The sequence below is a fragment of the Cytophagales bacterium genome (genome assembly GCA_033344775.1).
In the GTDB taxonomy this organism is placed as follows: domain Bacteria; phylum Bacteroidota; class Bacteroidia; order Cytophagales; family Cyclobacteriaceae; genus JAWPMT01.
In genome coordinates this window covers 1,093,039-1,113,660 of the sequence record JAWPMT010000005.1, presented here as the reverse complement: position 1 = coordinate 1,113,660, position 20,622 = coordinate 1,093,039, and the positions used below count along the sequence as shown (strand labels likewise).

Genomic DNA, 20,622 nt, shown 5'->3' with positions numbered 1-20,622 from the left:
TCTTATTTTCCATTTGTAATTTCCAGCTCGATTGAGAATTTAATTTGTTGTGCAACAGTAGATAAATTGTCTATTTGGAAATAAGCTGCTAGGTATCACTCTGACCTTTCCCAATATGAATAGAACCTTGATTGGATTTTTCTTGATTGTGACTAACTACTTGGGAGCTCAGTCATTTGATTCCTTATACCACCATGCTTACTATCATGTAGAAGTTTCTGGTAGCTTAGATAGCGCTGAAAGTTTAGCGAATGCTTTATTACCTCTTGTTTCAACGCCTCAGAATAGTGCAAAAAGAGAAATCTTATTAGGTGAAATAGCGATTCGAAAGGGTGAATATTTAGATGCCATCGGACATTATAAACAAGTAATAATAAATCCAGCAATAGGTGAAATAGATATCTTGTCATACTATGCCCACGATGGTCTAGGAATAGTTAATAAACAGATTGGCGATTACCAGAAGTCATTGAAACACTATCGCGTAGCGCTCAGGGGTTACGAAGAGCTTGAGCCATCGAGAGTGGTAGATATAAAAAGCCGAATTGGTAGCGTTATGGAACGTATTGGTAATTACGATCAAGCTGAAGACATATATGTTGAACTAATTGAACACTATTCCATATCTCAAGACTCGATGAAATTAGCGTCTGCTTACAACAAACTTGGTATACTTTGCTATCGTAAAAGTCAATTCGAAGAGGCATTAATATCTTATTTGAAGGCGTACGATTTTAATCCGGATTTTGCAAGTTACCTCCACAACATCGGCGATGTGTATATCAAACTGGAACAATTCGACTCAGCCATCTGGTATCTCAATCGTTCTCTGGATATCAAACTACAAAAGCATCAAACCCGAAGTACGGCAAGCAATTACATCAACCTGGGGCGTGCTTATCTAAGGAGTGGTGACTTTCAGAAAGTACCAGAGAATTTGAAGAAAGGAGAAGAGATCGCCCTGCAATACAGCTACCTCGAAAAACTCAAGGAAGCGTACGAGGTTTGGGTGGCGTACTACGATGCGGTGGCGGATTATCAAAACAAGTCTGAAGCGCTGGAGCAACTCTTAGTGCTCAATGACAGCTTGCTCAATGTAGAAAAGATCCGGTCCATCAATGACCTGGAGATCAAATATGAATCCGAGAAAAAAGAAGAGCAGCTACAGGCATCTCTGGCGAGGGAAGAAGTGAACCAACAATCCATTTTGGTCCAGCGGCTGACCATCATCGGGTTGCTCATCATCGCCTTGTTGTTGATCATTGTCGGACTACTGGTGTATCGATTATACCGTGCTAACAAAAGAGAAAAAGACAATGTCTTGCTACGCATGCGCGAGCAGCATCACCGCATCGAAAACAACATTACCGTGCTGGCCAGCATCCTGAGCCTGGCCGCCAAAAACACTTCTAACGAAGAAGCCCGGGCATTGGCAGAAGAAGGTGAAAATCGTCTCAATGCCATGAATTTGCTGCATAAGGAGCTCTATTGGGATGATCAGAAAATTTCCATTCAGTTTGCCAGCTACGTGGAAAACCTGTGTCACTATCTGAGTGGCGTTTATGCCAACCCGCGAAAAGGATTGGTGCCAGTTCACACGCAATTGGAAGACCTGAAGGTAGATGTCAATCAGACCATCCCTCTGAGTTTGATCCTCAATGAATTACTGACTAATGCTTTTAAATACGGGATGCTGAGCGATCATCCTGCCATTGAGGTGTCCTTGGGCCAGGAGGGAGAGTCTATTTTCCTCAAAGTTTCCGACAATGGTCCAGGGATTATGGAAACCCAGAAGGATGAACCTTCTTTCGGGATGAACTTGATCGAGACGCTGGTAGATCAATTGCGCGGAAAAATGACCACCGAAAGCAGCGAATCCGGTACGTCTATCAGTATTTATGCACCTATGAAATTAGCTTGAACGTGGCCTGAACGGTCTTTTTATAGCTTTTACCAACGGGTATTTTTTCGTCATGTACCACCAAATTACTCTTGTCGATGCTATCTACACGGTTGACATTGATCATCCACGATCGGTGTACTCGCATCAATTGTGGGGCCATCAGCTTCTTTTCGAAATAGCTGATGTTATCTGAAAAGATGAAGGTTTTGGTTGTGGTATGGATTTCTGTGTAGGCCCCTGCTGCTTTTAGGTAATAGATATCATCGATGCTCACCTTCTCGAAGTGTTGCTCTTCGGACTTCAGGTAAATGGCCTTGGATAACACGTAGTTTTTCTCTTCCACATTGGTGGCGATCGCAGCGTGCTCCAGGCTCAATTCAATGGCACGGATCAGGTCCCATAAATTGACGGGCTTGGTTAGGTAGGACACAGGTTTGGCCTTTTTAGCTTTCTGAAAAGTTTGCAGGTCCTTGAACTGCGTCAGGTAAATGATTGGAGTACCGTAAGTATTGGTGATGTAGGATCCAATTTCCAAACCATCCATTTCTCCTTCTACCTCAATGTCCAATACGGCCAGGTCCGGAATGTCCTTTTGAAAAGCCTTCAGGGTTTCTTCCCCGCTACGAACATGTTCTACATGATAACCAAAGTCTTCCAGTTTCCCTTGCAGATCCTTAGCGAGCAGTATTTCATCTTCCAGGACTAGTATTTTGATGTCACTATTCACTGCGATTTTTTAAGCGTTATGAGTAAGGCGCTTCAATTATATTCGAGATTTCTGTTGATTGGTAAATATTCTCCTATTTATTTTATGAAAGTTGATCCATGAAGGACATTTCACTCATACATATCCACAGTAAAATTCACCTCATCAGCAGGGTGATTGTTATGGTGCTGATCTATGTGCTTTACACACAGGGAGGGTTCTTTGAGGAGGAATTTTTCGAAATGCTGAGGACTTTGAGTGTTGTGAGTATTTTTTATGGAACCGCCTTTATTGCCTTTATGGTTCGGTATCCCTATCCGGTAGCTACGGATAAAGCAGTCAGGCGTGTGGACATAGGTGCCGTAATTGTTTTGGTAGGGTGTTATGGTATTTATGCGGCTTTGATGTTGCTAAGTGCATTTAAACCTTCCTGGGTTGGGTTCAATACCCTGATGAATGTTTTGTGGATTGGTGAGGTTTTATTTGCGTTGGTCGCGGCGCTTAGCTTACCTAATATTCTTCAACGCTTTCCTCTTCGATGAGTTCATATTAAATTCAAGCCAACTTAACCAACAAACAAGCCTTTGATTGCAGGATGCGTCTGCTGTTTACCATATTATATAGCCTAGGAATATTCGGACTTTTTGCTCAAGGTGTAGCAAGTGACTACCAATCGTGGTTGGCTTCAACACCCTTGACGGACGTATTCGAAGTAGATAGCTATAATTCCGGGAGAGGTGAACTGACCATTGGGGTGAAAGCTGCTTTTGATGATCCACTCAAAATTGAAATGGCCTACGTGCTCCTGGATCGACTGACAGAACATTATGATTCATTAGAAGCGGACATGGCTCGGTTCATACTCAATCGATTGATCCGGCTAACCAATCGACCTTTCAGTGAGGTCGCAATTGTCTTCCGATCTGAATTCAATCAAGAGGAGTTTATGCGCATTCAATATTTGCCTTTACTCTTTGTTGGGTATGATCCCCCGGAGATCAAAATCACGAAAAACTACACGTCGGAAAGAAGTGCGCTGGAGGTAGATCTGGACGACCTGTCCATGTTCGATATGTCGGGAATGATTCCGCTACAAAAACCAATCGGCAAGGCGAGGGGTGTTTTACGGCAGGCGGTGATGAACTATGTAGAAGCTAATCTCAATGTTGGGCCTGAGCTCATTTCTATAGATACGACTGATTCTTTTCAACATCTGTTTATTGTGGAAGGGAAAGAGATCATCACTCCCAGCTACCACGAGCAGATACAGATCTCAGTGCATTTTGCAGAGGTGTCTAATATTCAAACACAAATCAACTACGATGTGAGCGGTTTCTACGCCCGTGGGATTGGCGAGCGAGGAGCTTTCAAGCCTTTTCCGACAGCATACAAGGATCGACTCATAGTTGTCTTTAGCAATTTCATCAGCGAAGTTTTCGTCGTAGACGGCAGTTCCAGGTAGCAACCAGCCCTTTCTTTCTCATTTCTTTCCTCAACCAAATTGAGCTCTTCGTAAACCGAATAGCGCCGTTGGTTAATCTTTTTTTCACTCAAAAAATGATCAAGTCATATTCGGTTAAAAATTAGAAGTGTCTACGAGGTATTCCAGGATTTTGTCGGAAATGATTTATCAGAGGCTGCAAAAGTACATCAGGGAGAAGCAGCTTTCAAGCTATGATTTTCTTCTTCAACCCCTTGATGGTTGGGCAAATAAGCATTTTGTGGCATTGGCCAGTATCTTATTGGTTAGCGAATCAACCGTCAAACGACTATTCAAATACCCCGGTCATACACCTCCAAATCATATGAATCAGACTACTCGCGAAAAGCTCGCAAGCTTTCTGGAATACGCTGATTGGATGTCGCTGGAGAATGAATTGATCAGGCAGGTCTCCAAAGAAATCGATGAATGAATCCTATTGGATCAACTCTTCAAAATAAATGAAAAAAGCGCTGATGAGTATGTAAACATGATTTAATAAAAGCCTGCACATCGGCATAATTAAACATACCAATCTAAACTGAACAAAAATGAAAACCATGATGAAAAAGTTTTTTACGCTCTTACTTGTTTCTTCTATCTGTGTATCAAACTACTTGTTGGCACAGGAGAAACAATCCATTGGAATTGTTGATTTTGATTTTACCGAGGGTGTAGGCATCAAAGTTGAAGATGTGGCAGTCGTCCAGGACTTAGTTACCAATAGTTTTATTAACAGTAAACGATTTAATATACTGGAACGTGAGATGGTTACTAAGCTAAAGGAAGAGTTGGAATATCAAAAAGAGGAGGATTTTCTAAATAATATTTCGAGTCTTGCAGAGCAAGGTAAAATGGTAGGTGCTAGCTACATGCTGCTGGGAAAAGTCAGTAAACTGACGATTGAGGAAACTAACGTAAAGGAAAAGACAACAAATTCCAGAGAGAAGAACTCATCTTCTACAGTGAAGGAAGTTGATGCAGAGTATATCGCCTTTGTCACTGTCACACTTAGAGTTGTCAATGTAGAGACCGGAGAAGTAAATGGGAGTTCTACTCTAAATATCCAACCTAGCTTGATTGATAGACAGTTATTTGCGGCGGATACACGTGGGGCTGCACTCAGAAAGATCACAAAACCTTTAGGTAAGCAGGTAGATAAATTTATTGGCGAATATTTGCCGATCGAAATGGGCATCGGGGCGGTCAAGGAGGAACAAAAGGGCAAAGTGCGTGAGATATATATCAGTGCTGGCTCCAAATTGGGTCTGTCCAATGGAATGGGGGTAGTGATCATCAAGAAGTCATTTCAGGATATAGGTACTGGAGATCCGATCAAAATAGAAAAGCAGATTGCCGAGGGGAAAGTAATTGAGTTACTAGGGGAGCAAGCCTCTCTTGTTCAAATCAAAAAAGGGGGTGATTTACTGAAAAAGGAAATCGGTAATGATGCTACATTGGTCTGTAAGACTAAGGGTTAAATGATCTATTTGATATGAGATCGTTAATATTCGTAATTGCCATGATTGGTGCAATGCAGTTCATGTATGCCCAAAGAAACCTCACGGAGACAGATCAGGTATTTCTGTTGTCCGGCAGCGACCGAAACGAATTATATTTAGAAAGTGTCGGTATTGCAAAGAAAAAAAATCAAGAAGAAGCTCGCTATCTGGCATTAAGGGCCGCAATGGAGACTGTTCTTTTTAAAGGGTTTCCGGAAAAAGGTTCTCCATTGAAAGATCCTTTGATCCCTTCTTTCAATAAGCTTTCAGAAAGTTCCTTACTATACCTTGATGAATTTTTCGATCAGGAAAGGTTTTTGATCTATTTCAACAACGTAAGACTTTTGGGTTCCGACAAAAGACTAAAGAAATACTACGAATATTCATTTTCCTCTACTTTGAATCTTGATTTGCTAAGAACGGAATTAGAGGGCAATGGTATAGTCAGAAAATTTGGATTTTAATGTTATGAGAAAGTTGCTATTCATTGTTTTACTTATAGTGAGCAGACTCAATCTTGCACAGGAAGCGCAGGGTGAAAATACGGTTCAACCAACAATCATGGTCATTCCTTTCACTAAAGAAGGAGAAGATATTCGGACCATTATCGAAGAAGATCCAAACAAGAGGATATCCATGTCTGAGGTCAAACAGGGTTTTGATTCCAGGGGATTTACGACACTGGATTTTCGGGCGAAACTCAAAGCTGCAACACAAAACAGTGCATTGTCGGGTATGGACCAGACCTCAATCAAACGTCAGATCATTGAGAATTCAGGTGCGGATATTTATGTAGAAGTAGACTATATCTTAACGGCAAGTGATAATGGGAATATGGTCGAAATTATCCTAGAGGGATATGATGCCTATTCCGCACAATCACTCTCTAATGCGACAGGAAGGTCCAGAATATTTCGAACTGATAAGCTTGGGATTTTGGCAGAACAGGCTACGGAATCTTGTATAGAAGATTTTTTGAATGTGATGAATGAGAAATTTGCCAATATCGTGGAAAATGGTCGGACCATTACTTTGTCATTTACCCTTTCTGAAACATCAACCTACGATATGAATACTCGAATTGGGGATAAGGACATACCTCTGAAGTTTGCGATCAGAAAGTGGCTCAAAGAGAAATCCTATAAAGGCTATTACCATTTACAAGGTTCTTCGGCGGCTAACATTACTGTGGACGATTTTCGGATCCCTCTGAAAAATGAATACGGTGAGAATTATCAGATCGATGAGTTTGAATTTGAAGTATTCAATTTTTTCGATGATATGGGTATGGATGCGACCACTTCGATCGTAGGAACAAGTATGCAAATATCAATTAATTGAAATCCTATGAAAAGGTGCCTTTTATTGTACTTATTCTTTCTTGTTCAAATTGCTCATGGCCAGGATATATCTGAGATTGATGTGTCCTTTCAATATCAACCACCATCAAATGATGATTTGACGTTGAATGATTTGCACTTACAGACCATCGAAAGTAAAGTGCAACAATTGCTCACAAGAAATGGACTTGGATCGAATAACAGCACGCCGTTTGTCATTAAACCTGCCGTTGATATATATGAGACCACAATTGTGGAAGGAATGCAAAATATCTATGTCACTGATGGGGAATTTAGTTTGTTCATAAGTCAGGTGAATGGACCTGTGTTTTCTTCTTACACACAACGAATTAGAGGGTCGGGTCGAAATGAAAAACAATCAATTCTGGGTTTAGTCCGGAAAATTCCAACTTCAGGTTCGGCACTGAAGGAATTTTTTGATGATGCTAGAAAGAAAATAGCAGACTATTACGACGAGAATTGTGACCGAATTATCGCTGAGATCGATGCTTTGAAAATTGTTGAGGATTATGATGGAGCGATGTACAAGCTGGGTTCAATACCTGTCATCGCAGAAGGTTGCTATCCGAAGGCAGTTCAACAGATGGAGGAAGTTTATGTGGCTTCTTTGAATCGGGATTGTGAAAAATTCCTGAATGTAGCGGAATCCGCAATGGCATTACGAAGATTTGAAGCTGCTGCCCATGCACTAGTACAGATTCACCCGAAAGCTAACTGCTATGCGTCGGCTGCCAAAATAAAAACGGAAATTATTAAAGAAACCGGAGATGAATATGAGCGGATTTGGGCTTATGAAAATAAAAGCCTTGAATTAGCAGGGAATGCAATTGATTCAAAATACAAGGCGGTGGCGGAGGTGTATAAGGCTTCCAATACAAACAGCAGGCCGCTTTTTGACAATACTACAAGTCCAGCAAATAGCAATTCTGGAATCAGTATCAATAACCTAGCTATAGGTAATCAGCAAGGGGGAGCGATTCCACCGATGACACCTCCGGTAATTGAAAAATCTGAATCAGTGGAATTCAAAGTGGTGAGTCCGTCTGTAAGAGCAGCTACCGGAGATGTAGTCGTGTATGAAGAAAGCATTACAGTTTACGGGTTGATTGATGATCCTAAATCTGCCAAAACATTGTTAGTCGATGGTTTGGAGACTTCCTGGGATAAAGAGGGCATTTTTTCGCGAGCTATATCGGTGAAAGATTCTGAAAAGGATATTCAAATTAAGTTATTTGATAAGAAAGGGGAGTACGCCACACAGTCTTTAAAAATAAAGCGACTCAAAAAGAATGATCAAACGCCCAAAGTAATTGATCCCCAAGAGCTCAAGAAAAACGCTTTGGTGATTGGCATTAGTGACTATCAACATATCAGTAAACTTAAGAATCCTAAAAATGACGCAGAGGACATGTCCATCCTGCTGAAGAACATCGGTTTTGAGGTGACAACTGTCCTGGATGCTGATTTTGAAACGATTAGAAAACAGGTTGGGAAATTTGCAGGGAACAAAGAAAGCTATGATGTGTCATTATTTTTCTTTGCAGGTCATGGTTTAGAATTGGATGGAGAAAACTTTCTCTTGCCCGTTGATGTGAAAGGAGAGACCAGGGAAGAAATAAAATTGAATACACTTTCGGTCAGTCAACTTACCAAGTATCTGGAAATGACCAATGATGATAAGCTTAATATCATCATTCTTGATGCCTGCCGAAATAACCCCTTTCCTAATGGTGATCGTTCAGTCGGTGGAGGCACTGGACTGGCCAGAGTTACTCCAGCTACAGGCATGTTGATTGCTTATGCTACTTCCCCTGGGAGTACCGCCTCCGATGGTACTGGTGAAAATGGATTGTATACCGGAGAGCTGATCAAGCAGATGAGTATCCCTCAGCGAATTGAAGATGTATTTATGAATACGCGAAATGAGGTTGAAGATAAATCTAATGGTAGGCAGAAACCCTGGGAAGAAGCTCGTTTAAGAGGTGTATTTTACTTAAAAACAGAATAGACTGGCGAGTCTAATTAGTGATTACCCTTTTGGAAAAGCGGCCTTGTGCCGCTTTTTTATTTCCCTTCGTTGGTTATTGCCTTCCCTTCGTGAATTATATCGAGTCCTTCATAAAGTAAATTTTAGTTCAAAAATTGAGCAACCGACCTTGTAGTTAAATCTTACCAATTTTTGATCATTATGAAACATACACTGCTATTGATTGCCTTTATTTTATTTGGAACAATTACGTTCGCTCAATCTTTCAATCGAGAGAACATCACCTACAGCATAGGTATCATCAGGATGCCCCTGGAATCCGAAGATTTTAACGACTTTCACATTTCTGACTGGCAGGATTTCGGCCTTGGTAGTATCGAGGGACGTGTTGCTGTACCGCTTTCAGAGGAAAGAGCCACCTCATCGTATGGTGTGACCGGAGCGTTGCTTTACAATTTCAATGAGAAGTGGACCGGACTGCTGGAGCTGGGGCTTGGAGTAACGGACTTCTTTGTGTTGGATTTCATGGTTGGTGCTGAATACGCATTGATCAATGCTAACCTGTTTCAACTCCGTGGCGTATTGAAAGCAGGTTATGCCACAGGTTTCGGTGGAAGTACGACTGCTGATATTCTGCCAGGAAAAACACCACCGGTTATTTTGCCAGAAGGAACCTTTGATGCCGGTGATGCCATTGACGTAACTTTCAATAACATTCCCGTTCAATTGGGAGTGAAGCCCGTGATCCAATTAACCGAACGTTTTGCGCTTTACGGAAATTTCTTCTATTCAGTTTCACTTGGCAATGAAGCAACGATTGAAGCGGGTGAAGTGGAAGTTATGTTTGATTCGGATGCGGTAGTTGCCCCGGATGGTTCTAGTACACAGGCTGGGATCGCTCCCGAATTGAAATTGAATGGATTCGGATTTGATGCTGGTGTCATCATACGTCCAAAATAAATACCGATACCGACTTGCAAATTCTTCGGTTTTGGCTTGAATACCCATTGAATCTTTGAAATATTTCAATAATTCTACCTGATTATTCTTAATTTTTAAATTTTATCCCGGAATTTTCTATATATTCATGCTCAGTTTAGCAAAGGACCTGCTGTATAATAGGATTGAAATTGTGGTTGATTCTGCGGAGGAGCTTTACTATTTGGAGAAGATTTCAAGGTAATTACCAACCGGTAATTTTTTATATAGTTAAGGGTCGGTAGCGTATTTCGCTATCGACTTTTTGTTTTCAGGAAATTGCCAACTAGAATTCCATGAGCGAAAACGTTTTCATTCTCATATAAAGAAATAGCTACCAAATCACTTGAATTTTAATTTCAAATGGATACTTCTTGGTGTTCGATAATAAACAAAATAAAATATTGCATATCATCTTTCTGTGATAAGAATATATTAAAGGTTATCTTTCTATGATTTTCAATTCGAAGTTACGTGATTTTATGCCCGGAATTGAGGATTAGAAGATCTCGATATTAACACCAAACCTGATTATAATGATTGTAAAACCCTTTACAAAAACAGGGTCTGTATGGCCCAATGCCAGGTCGGGAAGTCTTCCCACCAGGAACATTTTTTCTTTTCTATTATTATTTCTTTTCGGTCTCACTTCTATGGCGCAAAGTGTCGTTTCGGGTAAAGTCACTGATGGAAGTACCGGTGAACCCCTTGTTGGTGCCACTGTGGTAGTCAAGGGAACTACCCAGGGTGTCATCACAGGCATAGATGGTTCTTTCGAATTATCATCCGATACACCCCCTCCTTATGATATAGAGATCAGATTTACAGGTTTTGCTACTAAAACGCTTTCGATCAACTCTTCGAATATTACTAACCTTGCCGTGCCGCTGGATGCTGGTCTTTTGCTGGGACAGGAAGTGGTGATTTCTGCGTCACGTCGACGTGAAAAAGTGCAAGAAGCGCCTGCTTCGGTTTCCGTACTATCAGCTGAAAGTTTGGAAGCTACCCCCAACCCGACAGATGTTACCAGAAACCTGATCAATGTAGCCGGAGTTCAGGTGCAACAACAATCGGCTAACCGAATCAATATTTCTATGCGGGGCGGTTCAGGGCTTTTCGGAACATCCGTCTTCCCAATCATGGATTATCGAAGCTTGATCGGTCCGGGTATTGGTACCTTTCAAACGGACCAATCAGGGATTAACGGCCTGGATATAGACAAGATAGAGATCGTTCGTGGTGCAGGTTCCGCACTTTATGGACCAGGTGTGACACAAGGTGTCGTACACTTCATTACCAAGAGCCCGATCGATAAACCTGGTACAGCTGTAGAACTGGTTGGCGGCGAATTGAACACCTGGGGTGGTGCTTTCCGTCACGGGACCAAGATCAGCGACAAATTCGGCTTTAAGATTACTGGTCAGTACCGACAAGGAGATGAATTTACCTTAGATCCTGATAATGCAGATGATGCGGTTCAGATCGCACGATTCCAAAATACGGTGACCTCACCAACAATTAATAGCTTGGGAGTGGTGGACCAGACAGCACCAGGTACCTTGTTGAGAGGTAATCTGGATGTTGATGGAGATGGAAACCCGATGGCAGATGATTGGTTCAATGCGCAATTGGCAACAACTTTAGAATTCCGTCCAAAAGATGACATGACGATCAATGTCTCTGGAGGATTCAATCAGGCCAGTTCTGTGTTCTACAACGAGCAAGGTGAAGGATTAGCACAAGCAACCGAATATTGGGGCCAGGCGCGTGCTCAGATCGGCGGATTGTTCGTGCAATTTTTCGGCGTGTCCAATGATGGAGGTTCTGACGAAGCACCAACCTTCCTTTATCAGACTGGTTTGAATACTTCAATTGCAAGAACGCAGTTTGAGGCACAAGCACAGTATAATTTTGATACACCTGATTTGCTGAATGCCAACTGGACGGCTGGATTTGATTACCGGTTTGCCGGTCAGGATACACAAGGATTTGTATACGGTCGTCAGGAAGAAGATGATGACTTTAGTGTGGTAGGAGGTTACGTACAGGGTAAGTTTGTCCTCAGTGACAAATTTGATCTGGTAGCTGCGGCACGTTACGATCGTTTCAACTTCATCGATGACGGGGCCTTCTCTCCGAGAGCAGCATTGGTATATAAGGCGGCACCTAATCATACCTTCCGTGCTTCTTACAATCGATCTACTACTACAGTTTCTAACCTTCAGCTGAACATTGACTTTCCACTATCCGGTGTAATTCCAGGATCTTTTGATGTTTGGTTGAAAGGAAATAAATCAGAACAGACCTTCAGTGATAATGCGACCATCGATTGGTTTACCGGTCTGATCCCTAGCATTCCTTATGGAACTGAAGGGGCTGGATTGCCATTGGCTGTGATCCTGGGGCAGGAAGCAGCTCCCGGAGTAAGCTTAAATGATGCGGTTATTGCCGGCATCCTGGCTGCACTCGCTGCAGACCCAGCGACTGCCCCGTTGGTAGATGCCGTTGCGGCTGCTTTGGGTGCCGTTAATCCGGCCTCCATTGGATTTGGCGGAACACTTTCTCCTGGATTCAACATTTTTGATGGATCACCACTTGGTCTGCAAACTGCACCTATTTCACAGATTGCAACTCAGGATACCTGGGAAATCGGATACAAAGGGGTGTTCAATAATAAAATTGGTGTATCTGTCGATCTCTATCGTGTAACAGAAGACGGTAATTCCCAGTTTACGGCGATTTCACCTGCCTTTGCTTTGTTAGGCATTGATGGTCTTGGTACAGATCTTGGTAACAATGCGGAAGGATTGTTTACACCAGCACTCATTGCCGCATTACAGGCAGCCGGACTGGATGAAGCTACTGCTACGGCTACTGCGGCCTCTCTCGGACCGGTTATTAATGGCGCGTATACCGATGCAGGAAATGCTGCGTTGAATACTCCTTCAGCTGCTTTTGGAGGATTGACCCTGGCACAATTGATGGCTGCATTGCCATTCCATGCGACTGTAGAGACAGAGCAAGTGCCTCAGGGTGATGGTATCACACACCTGGCGGCAGGTTATCGTACATTTGATTCAAGAACTTACTATGGCTGGGATCTTGGTATTGAGTACTACGTGAATGCGGACCTTTCATTCTTTGGAAACTACTCCGGAGTGGACCGAACCGATTTCATGCAGACGGTACGCGGAGATGCCAGTGGACAGGAGCTGCCAAGCAGTCTGAACATACCGAAGAATAAATTCAGATTGGGCGCAAACTACACACCTGAATTTGGAATTCGTGCCAATGTAGCCTTCCAACATGACGATTCCTTCAATCCGATTGCAGGACAGTTTTCCGGTGATACCGGAGATCGAAATCTGGTAGATGCTGGAGTAGGATACAAGTTTGATTTCGGAATACAGGTAGATGTTACTGCTACGAACTTGTTCAATAATGAGTACAGATATTATCAGAACATGCCATTCATTGGCAGAAGAATGCTGGCTAAGATCAAATACGAATTTTAAAGAATAGCACTTAAGAAGATGAGAAGGCCGTTCATTTGAGCGGCCTTTTTTCATGTTCAGGATGAACGGTTGAGTTGGCAAATAATTATGCTTTAAATTTCCAACTGTTGTTGAGGCTTGCTTCAGTTGGCTAGTAAAGGCAGGTGATCAGGGTAAGTAATAGGCGGGACTGACTGTTTTTTAAGCATCCATTTCAATTGAGAGACCAGAAAGGGGAAAGGATACTTATTTGAATGAAATTTCATGAGTGAACCCAATTTTCTATTCAATAGTTACAAAGCCATTTTCAATCACATATTGGATCCCATATTGATATATCAGGTGGATGATCAATATAGATTCCATAAGATGTTGATGATTAACGATTCGTTTAGGAAATCCTATGGTTATGAACTTAAGGAAATCCTTCATGCGGACTTTTCCATGATCAATGCCCATCCTCGCAAAGTGCCGGATCTCATTGAAAACATTTGTAAGCATGGTAACGTCCTGTTCGAAACGACGCATAAGAATAAGGCAGGCGAAGAGTTTCCAGTAGAAGTCCATTCGCAATTTGTCAGTATGGAAGGTCATCCGATGATCGTCTCTATCATTAGAGATATTGCTGATCGAAAGCGGGTTCAAAGTGAGTTGTTTGATTTACAAGAAACTCGTTCCAAAACACTTAGGTTGATGTCTCATGATTTAAGGAACTCCTTTGCACAAATGGCAGGAGCGTTGCTTTTACTCAGAGAATATTCATTTGAAGCAAGCGTGCAAGAGTTGATCGATCTATTGAGTGAAGTGCATGATAATGCGAGCCGCCTGCTGATGGAACATTTGGGGGCTTCTGATGATCTCGGGGATGCCATGAAATTAGAAATATTCCCTTTTGACCTGGCGAACTTCCTCACCAGGTTAAAAAAGAAATATGAGGTATTGTCGCAAACTGAAAAGGAAATCGACTTGCGATGCCAATTCCCGGAAGTGTCGACACTGATTGAAGGGGACCAGTACAAGTTGGTCAGGGTACTGGACAATATGATGTCAAATGCTATCAAGTTTTCAGATTCAGGAGCGAAGCTTACCTTCTCCGCCACCATCAATAAAGAACATGTGTGCTTCTCGGTAAAAGATCGGGGAATAGGGATTCCCGAAGAACTCCACGCCTCCATTTTTCTTGCTGATCCTGCCTCGGGACGACCTGGGACAAGCGGAGAGCCTTCTAATGGCCTGGGTTTATTTATTGCCAAGAAAATAGTCGACCTGCACCGGGGAAACATTTGGTTTGAAACGAAGGAAGGTCAAGGGACTACCTTTTTTGTGGAAATTCCAAAGCAATTCATGCCCTGATTTCATCTCTTTATCAATTTCACCTCGATCGTTTCTTTTGGCCTCAAGGTCAATAAGGGGTTAAAGGGTACTTTTTCCGGGGAAAGTGACTTGATTTCAAATGATCGCACAAATTGAGTCAAGAGTAACAAGATTTCATACATCGCGAAGTTGTTGCCAATACAGAATCGGCCACCTCCTCCAAACGGCAAGTATTGGAATTTGTGAAATTCACGCATTTTCTCATGGGTAAATCGTTCCGGATCAAAGACTTCAGGCCGTTCCCAGTATTGTTCATTTCGGTGGAGAAGATAAACATTGAGCATCAGCTGCTTTCCTTTCTGTATCTCAAAACCACCAACACGGTGAGGCTTGATGGCCCGACGAACAACATTCCAAATCGGCGGATAATATCGCAGCGATTCCTTGATCACCTTGTGCGTGTATTCCAATCCTGTGTAATTCATCAAGTCGATATCTGCGAGTGCTTGAATCTTTTTTACCTCTTCAAATACCTTTCGTTGGATTTCCGGGTGGTGGCCCAGTAGATGCATGGTCCATGTAAGGGCAATAGCAGAAGTTTCATGACCGGCGATGAGTAAAGTCAGTAGTTGGTTCCTGATCTGAACAAATTCCCTTTCAGGATCATACTGCTCCATCAGCACCGTGAGGATGTCTTCGATCTTATTGGGATCTGCCTTACGCGAATCAACACATTGCTGGATCAATTCGTTGGTTTCGCGCATCATTTGGTGGTAGCCCTTGTTGTCCCTCGTTGGTATCCACAAGGGCCATTTAAAAGGTGTTCGGATCCGGTTTACAATGAATTCCTGACTAAAAACAATGTGCTGGCCCATTTTTTGGATCAACTCTTCATGCTGATAATGGATCAGCGAATTCATGAGTACGGTCAGGGTCAGGCCACTCATCTCCGTATCCAAACGAAGAGATTGCCCATTCTTTATGCTTTCCAAATAGTGTTCCCCCGTGTGCCAGATGGCAGGGATCAGTTTTCTTAGTTCAGTTTTATGGAAGGATGGTTGCAGCATCTTGCGCTGGAGATGCCATTCTTCACCTTCGGCTGTCAGCAATCCGTTACCCAATACATGTGCGATTTCCTTGTAACCCCTGCTTTTTTGATAGTTTTCCCGTTCATTGAGAAACACTTCCGAAAATTGATTGGGATCATTGAGTAACACAAAATCTCCCATGGGCAAATGCAGGTCTACAGGAGAACCACCTTTCCTGATGGCTTTTTCCATGTAGCCAATAGGGTCTAGCTGGAAAATCTTAAGATTCTTAAATATTCCCTGGTCGGGAAACGCTTTCGGGAGACTCATACGTGGCTAAAATAAGGCATCGGTCATAGGCATTAATGTGTTGTACATGTAAAGCTTTTGCATCGTTTAGTAAAATGCCGCCGCCGACAGATCCGCAATACCTCATTTTGAAATTGAAAAGCAAGACACCTTTTTGCTGCCGATCATTGTTGAGTTGTTTGAATAGGAAGTAATGGTTTGATGCTCTAAGGTAAAGGCACAAAAAAGGAAACGGCCATTGACCGTTTCCCTGCCCTCGCGGTTGCCTGGCGGCTAGTGGACTTTCATTTTCTTGATGATCAGCTGATCGTCAGTCTTGATCCGAACAAAATAAATACCCGGTGTTAATCCATCCTGACCCATTGCAATTTCATTGTTACCGGCCAGGACCTCCCTGGATTGGATCAGGTTGCCTTTAAGGTCATAGAGCAGAGCTTCTCCGTCCGATTGCAGTCCGGTGATATTCACTTTGAACCATCCGGTATTTGGGTTGGGATAGATCATGGCAGTGAATTCCGTAGGTAGGTCTTCCTGAATCAATCGGGTGGCCGTATTGTTGATCAGGCCTGCGTCTGTGTTGGTCATGAGCTCATTTCCGCGACTTGCCCGGAAGGCCCTGGACCGTCCCCTGCGGTTGACATCACTATCGATGGTATCGTCTGTTCCTGCATCAAGCAAGGAGAAAGCATAACCGGTTGGTGCATCAACTTCGATCTTTAAGGCGATATCCGCAGGTGCGCCATTCAAGGTAGCAATGCCATTGAAGTCAGAAGTGGCTTGTGTGATTTCTGCATTCTTTCGGGTCAGTAAATTCACTGATGCGCCTGATACGCCAGGCTCGCCAGCATCTTGTAAGCCATTACTGTTCAAATCGTCCCAGACAAATACCTGTACTGTTCCTGGAGACCAGAGTCCAGCGTCAATTGACGTGTGGATCTGTTGGCTTTGAGTGGCTTTGAATGCGGCAGATCTGCCTTTTCTCCCAAAATCACTATCTATCGAATCATCAATCCCTTCATCTCTCAATGTAAATGCATGATCTGTGGGTTTGGTCAGGGTAAGTCTTACACGTCGATCGGCGGGAACACCATTTAAGGTCACCACGCCTGAAGCATCGGTTGCTGCCTGGTCGAGTACCAGCGAATCAATGTCCATGAGCGTTACAGCTATGTTAGGAATTCCTGGTTCACCCGCATCCTGCAAACCATTGCCATTCAGGTCATCCCAAACAAAAGCTTCTGCAGACCCAGGCAGCCATAGTCCGGCATCCACATCATCAACAATCTCTCCAGGACGAATTACAAAGGCTCGTGAAATCCCACTGCGGCGATTGATATCACTGTCCTGCTTGGTATCCAGGCCTTGTCTTCTGAAAGTAAGCCCATGGTCCGTTGGTCGGATCACTTCTATTTTTACCCTGTTTTCAACAACGTCGAAGAAATAGGCTACACCGGAAGGGGTAGATACCGTCGTGGCGATCAGGGAATCATCTCTGTTTAACAAATTGACGGTGATCCCACCCATGCCAGGTTCCAAATTGTCCTGCACGCCATTGCCATCCAGGTCTTCCCAAAGGAAGGAAGCGACTGTGCCAGCGTTGTTATTGGTAGCGTCCAATGGATAGGTATCAAATTCGTCTGGAATACCGTCGTTATCGTCATCAGTATCACAAACATTCGGCATGCCATCATTATCCAGGTCTGGAATATTATCCGCGGCGATGGTCAGCGTACTCTGTGCGGTGTTGGAAAGCCCTGCAGCATCGGTGACCTCCAGTGTGACTAACACCGTACTGCCCAGGTCGTCACAAGTAAACGTGTTTTGCCCAATGATGGCCAGGCTATCAATATCGCCACAGGTATCGAAGCTTCCGTTATTCAAGTCTTCCGGGCTGACGATTGCTTCTCCAAACTCATTTAGTTGTATGGTTAGGTCTTTGGCGATGGCTGTAGGAGGAGTAACATCTGCAACCGTCACATTGAAAGTTGAAGTAGCCGTATTCCCAGATAGATCTGAGATCGTATAAGTCACTTCCGTCGTTCCTACGGAAAAGTCACTACCAGAAGGAATGGAGTAATCTCCGACCAAAATACTATTGAATTCCACGATGTAGGTAGGAACTACTCCTGATACTTTGGCATCATTCCAAAGTCCGGTGATAGCAGACATTTCCACGATATCCTCATTGTTGTTGTTATTGGGTTCTCCGGGGCCCCAGTTGGTGTAGGTGACCGACTCTCCATTGGACCAAACGAAATTCCCTTCGCTGGCCAGGTCATTCAGGCCAATCCAAATGGTAGAGCTGGTCAATGTGCGAACAAATTCATTTTCAGCCGCATCATTGATTGCCACCAGATTTGCACCAATCGCCTGAGCTGCTGCTTGAGCTTCTGGCCAAAAGTTCGGGATGGTCGAGATATAATAGGTATGTCCATTGAAGGTGCCTCCGAATTCAAATCCGGGAAAGGACGGCACGACTAACGAACAATTATCCGATACAAGCGCAGAGTAGTTGACGGATGTGCTACAAGTGCCAGGTTCGGCATTGACGGTGATATCTGTTAAGCCTGTCACTGCAGGAGGTGTATCGTCTACTACCGTCACAAGCGCAGATGCCGTACTAACATTGCCACTGGAATCTGCTACAATCAGGATAACTGTATTTTCACCCAGGTCGCTACAATCAAAGGACGTTCTGTCCAGTGTACGACTGGCAATGCCACAGCCATCAATCGATCCATTATCGATATCATCCACTTCAATGGACGCCTGTCCGCTGGCATCCAGGTTAAGGGTAATATTTGTTGTTGCGGCTGTTGGCGCTTCATTGTCTTCTACGGTTACGGTAAAGCTCGTTTCAGCATAATTTCCGGACCCATCTGTTGCACTAAAGGTTACTTCCGTGCTTCCTGTTGGAAAGCTGGAGCCACTTGCGATAGAATACTCAAATTGCATAGGCAGAGTGTTGAATTCCAAAATGTAGGTGGGTACTACGCCTGATACTTTGGCATCGTTCCATAATCCGGTGACCGAAGACATCTCGACTACATCCTCATTGTTATTGTTGTTTGGCTCCCCAACACCCCAATTGGTGTAGGTGACCGGATCGCCGTTTGTCCATTTAAAAGTACCTTCCTGATCCAGGTCATTGAGTCCGATGCAAATCGTGGAAGCGGTTAAGGTCCTCACGAATTCATTTTCAGCTGCATCGTTGATCGCTACCAGATGCCCACCAAATGATTGAGCAATGGATTCAGCTTCAGGCCAAAAATTGGCTTCGTTTGCTACGAAGTAGGTGTGGCCGTCATGAGTGCCTCCGAACGTAAATCCTGGTACAAATCGGGGTGCGGCAATGCAATTGTCATTGACACTGGCGGTATAATTAACCGTCGCTTCACAGGTTCCAGGTGCAGCGCTTACGATAACATCTGTAAGTCCCAGGATTTCAGGTGAGGTTACATCTTGAATGGTGATGGTGGCTGTGGCGGAAGCAGTATTTCCATTCAGGTCCGTTATGGTTAGGGTAACGGTGTTCGCACCCAGATCAGCACATTCGAATAGCGATTGATCCAGCGTCATGCTAGCTATGCCACAGGCATCAAATGAACCATTGTTCACTTCTTCAGGTGTGATTGTTACTTGTCCTTTTCTTCCGGAATTTCCGGCATCCAGGTTTTTGATCAGGTCTTGTGTGAAGACCGTCGGAGCTTTCGTATCATGTACCGTGATATTGAAAGACTGTGTGATGGTATGGCCTGACTCATCGGTAGCCGTGACGATTACAGGTGTAGTGCCTACCGGGAAGAATGTACCTGATGCGACAGAGGAAGTAACTGAGATGTCTCCCAACTCCATGATATAAGTGATCGTTACTCCTCCTACTTTGGCATCGTTCCATAAGCCTGTAACAGGAGACATTTCAACGACATCTTCGTTGTTGTTATTGTTTGGCTCTCCAGCCCCCCAATTGGTGTAAGAAACTGGATCACCATTGGACCAGACGAAGTTGCCTTCGCTATCCAAATCGTTCAAGCCGATCCAGAAAGTATTGTTGGTGAGGGTTCTCACGAAATCATTTTCCTCTTGCGAGTTGATTGCGACCAGGTGACCTCCAAAAGTTTGTGCAGTGGATTCTGAATCAGGCCAGAACTTGCCAATGCTTGTGTTGGTAACAAAATAAGTGTGGCCGTTCAGGGTACCTCCAAGATCGAAACCACTGTTAGGATCTGTCGCGTAATAAGCATTGATGTCGAAGGAGACGTTGGCTCCGCATTGTCCTGCATCTGCCTGTACGGTAATGTTGGCAATGGGATCAATGGTCAGCGTCTGAGCGGAGATGCTTTTCGCGAATAGCATTAGCATCAGGAAAAAGACCATCGATAGCCAGGTCTTGTTTGTATTAGTAAACCTTGTTTTCATAGGAATTTATGGTTGGATTCTATGGAAACAAATGTGATAAAGGACCTCTATTGACTGTTAAGACTGTTTTGCCAATGTTGTCATCGGACTGCCAACCCTATCATGAGCCTGCCACGATTTATAGCTCCTTGCCATAATGGA

At 43.5% G+C, this 20,622-nt stretch carries 14 protein-coding genes; 11 read left to right on the top strand and 3 right to left on the bottom strand.

Annotation, left to right across the window (positions count from 1 at the left end; translation table 11 throughout):
• The first annotated feature begins 115 nt into the window (after positions 1-115).
• A complete protein-coding gene (locus R8G66_22170) occupies positions 116-1,921 on the top strand; it encodes a tetratricopeptide repeat protein (GenBank protein MDW3195096.1) in 1,806 nt (601 codons plus the stop codon).
• Here R8G66_22170 and R8G66_22165 read toward each other — a convergent pair.
• Positions 1,905-2,630 (bottom strand): response regulator transcription factor, encoded by a 726-nt coding sequence (locus R8G66_22165; GenBank protein ID MDW3195095.1) that lies wholly within the window; start codon positions 2,628-2,630, stop codon positions 1,905-1,907. The two genes, R8G66_22170 and R8G66_22165, sit on opposite strands and share 17 nt — an antisense overlap.
• A gap of 98 nt (positions 2,631-2,728) precedes the next feature.
• Between R8G66_22165 and R8G66_22160 the strand changes: the two genes are divergently transcribed.
• From R8G66_22160 to R8G66_22115, 10 genes are all read left to right on the top strand, one after another.
• Positions 2,729-3,151, top strand: coding sequence for a hypothetical protein (locus R8G66_22160; GenBank protein MDW3195094.1), 423 nt, complete (start codon positions 2,729-2,731; stop codon positions 3,149-3,151).
• Between the two features lie 53 nt (positions 3,152-3,204).
• Entirely contained in the window at positions 3,205-4,071 is an 867-nt protein-coding gene (locus R8G66_22155) for a hypothetical protein (protein ID MDW3195093.1), read from the top strand.
• A gap of 160 nt (positions 4,072-4,231) precedes the next feature.
• Positions 4,232-4,522 (top strand): hypothetical protein, encoded by a 291-nt coding sequence (locus R8G66_22150; protein MDW3195092.1) that lies wholly within the window; start codon positions 4,232-4,234, stop codon positions 4,520-4,522.
• A 127-nt stretch (positions 4,523-4,649) separates the two neighbouring features.
• Positions 4,650-5,570, top strand: coding sequence for a CsgG/HfaB family protein (locus tag R8G66_22145; GenBank protein ID MDW3195091.1), 921 nt, complete (start codon positions 4,650-4,652; stop codon positions 5,568-5,570).
• A 14-nt stretch (positions 5,571-5,584) separates the two neighbouring features.
• Entirely contained in the window at positions 5,585-6,055 is a 471-nt protein-coding gene (locus R8G66_22140; GenBank protein ID MDW3195090.1) for a hypothetical protein, read from the top strand.
• Positions 6,056-6,059: 4 nt separating this feature from the next.
• Positions 6,060-6,932 carry a DUF6175 family protein gene (locus R8G66_22135; protein ID MDW3195089.1) on the top strand — a complete coding sequence of 291 codons (873 nt, stop codon included), beginning with the start codon at positions 6,060-6,062 and terminating at the stop codon, positions 6,930-6,932.
• A 6-nt stretch (positions 6,933-6,938) separates the two neighbouring features.
• A complete protein-coding gene (locus tag R8G66_22130; GenBank protein ID MDW3195088.1) occupies positions 6,939-8,960 on the top strand; it encodes a caspase family protein in 2,022 nt (673 codons plus the stop codon).
• 180 nt (positions 8,961-9,140) lie between these two features.
• The gene (locus R8G66_22125) at positions 9,141-9,899 is read left to right on the top strand and encodes a hypothetical protein (GenBank protein MDW3195087.1); all 759 of its coding nucleotides are present in this window, start codon (positions 9,141-9,143) and stop codon (positions 9,897-9,899) included.
• A 554-nt stretch (positions 9,900-10,453) separates the two neighbouring features.
• Positions 10,454-13,432 (top strand): TonB-dependent receptor, encoded by a 2,979-nt coding sequence (locus tag R8G66_22120; protein MDW3195086.1) that lies wholly within the window; start codon positions 10,454-10,456, stop codon positions 13,430-13,432.
• 243 nt (positions 13,433-13,675) lie between these two features.
• Positions 13,676-14,764: a PAS domain-containing sensor histidine kinase gene (locus R8G66_22115; protein MDW3195085.1), complete on the top strand. Its 1,089-nt coding sequence runs from the start codon at positions 13,676-13,678 to the stop codon at positions 14,762-14,764.
• Positions 14,765-14,766: 2 nt separating this feature from the next.
• Here the strand turns inward: R8G66_22115 and R8G66_22110 are convergent, their stop codons facing one another.
• Together R8G66_22110 and R8G66_22105 are read right to left on the bottom strand one after the other, a co-directional pair.
• The gene (locus tag R8G66_22110; GenBank protein ID MDW3195084.1) at positions 14,767-16,083 is read right to left on the bottom strand and encodes a cytochrome P450; all 1,317 of its coding nucleotides are present in this window, start codon (positions 16,081-16,083) and stop codon (positions 14,767-14,769) included.
• Positions 16,084-16,335: 252 nt separating this feature from the next.
• Positions 16,336-20,481 (bottom strand): SdrD B-like domain-containing protein, encoded by a 4,146-nt coding sequence (locus R8G66_22105; protein ID MDW3195083.1) that lies wholly within the window; start codon positions 20,479-20,481, stop codon positions 16,336-16,338.
• Positions 20,482-20,622: the final 141 nt, after the last annotated feature.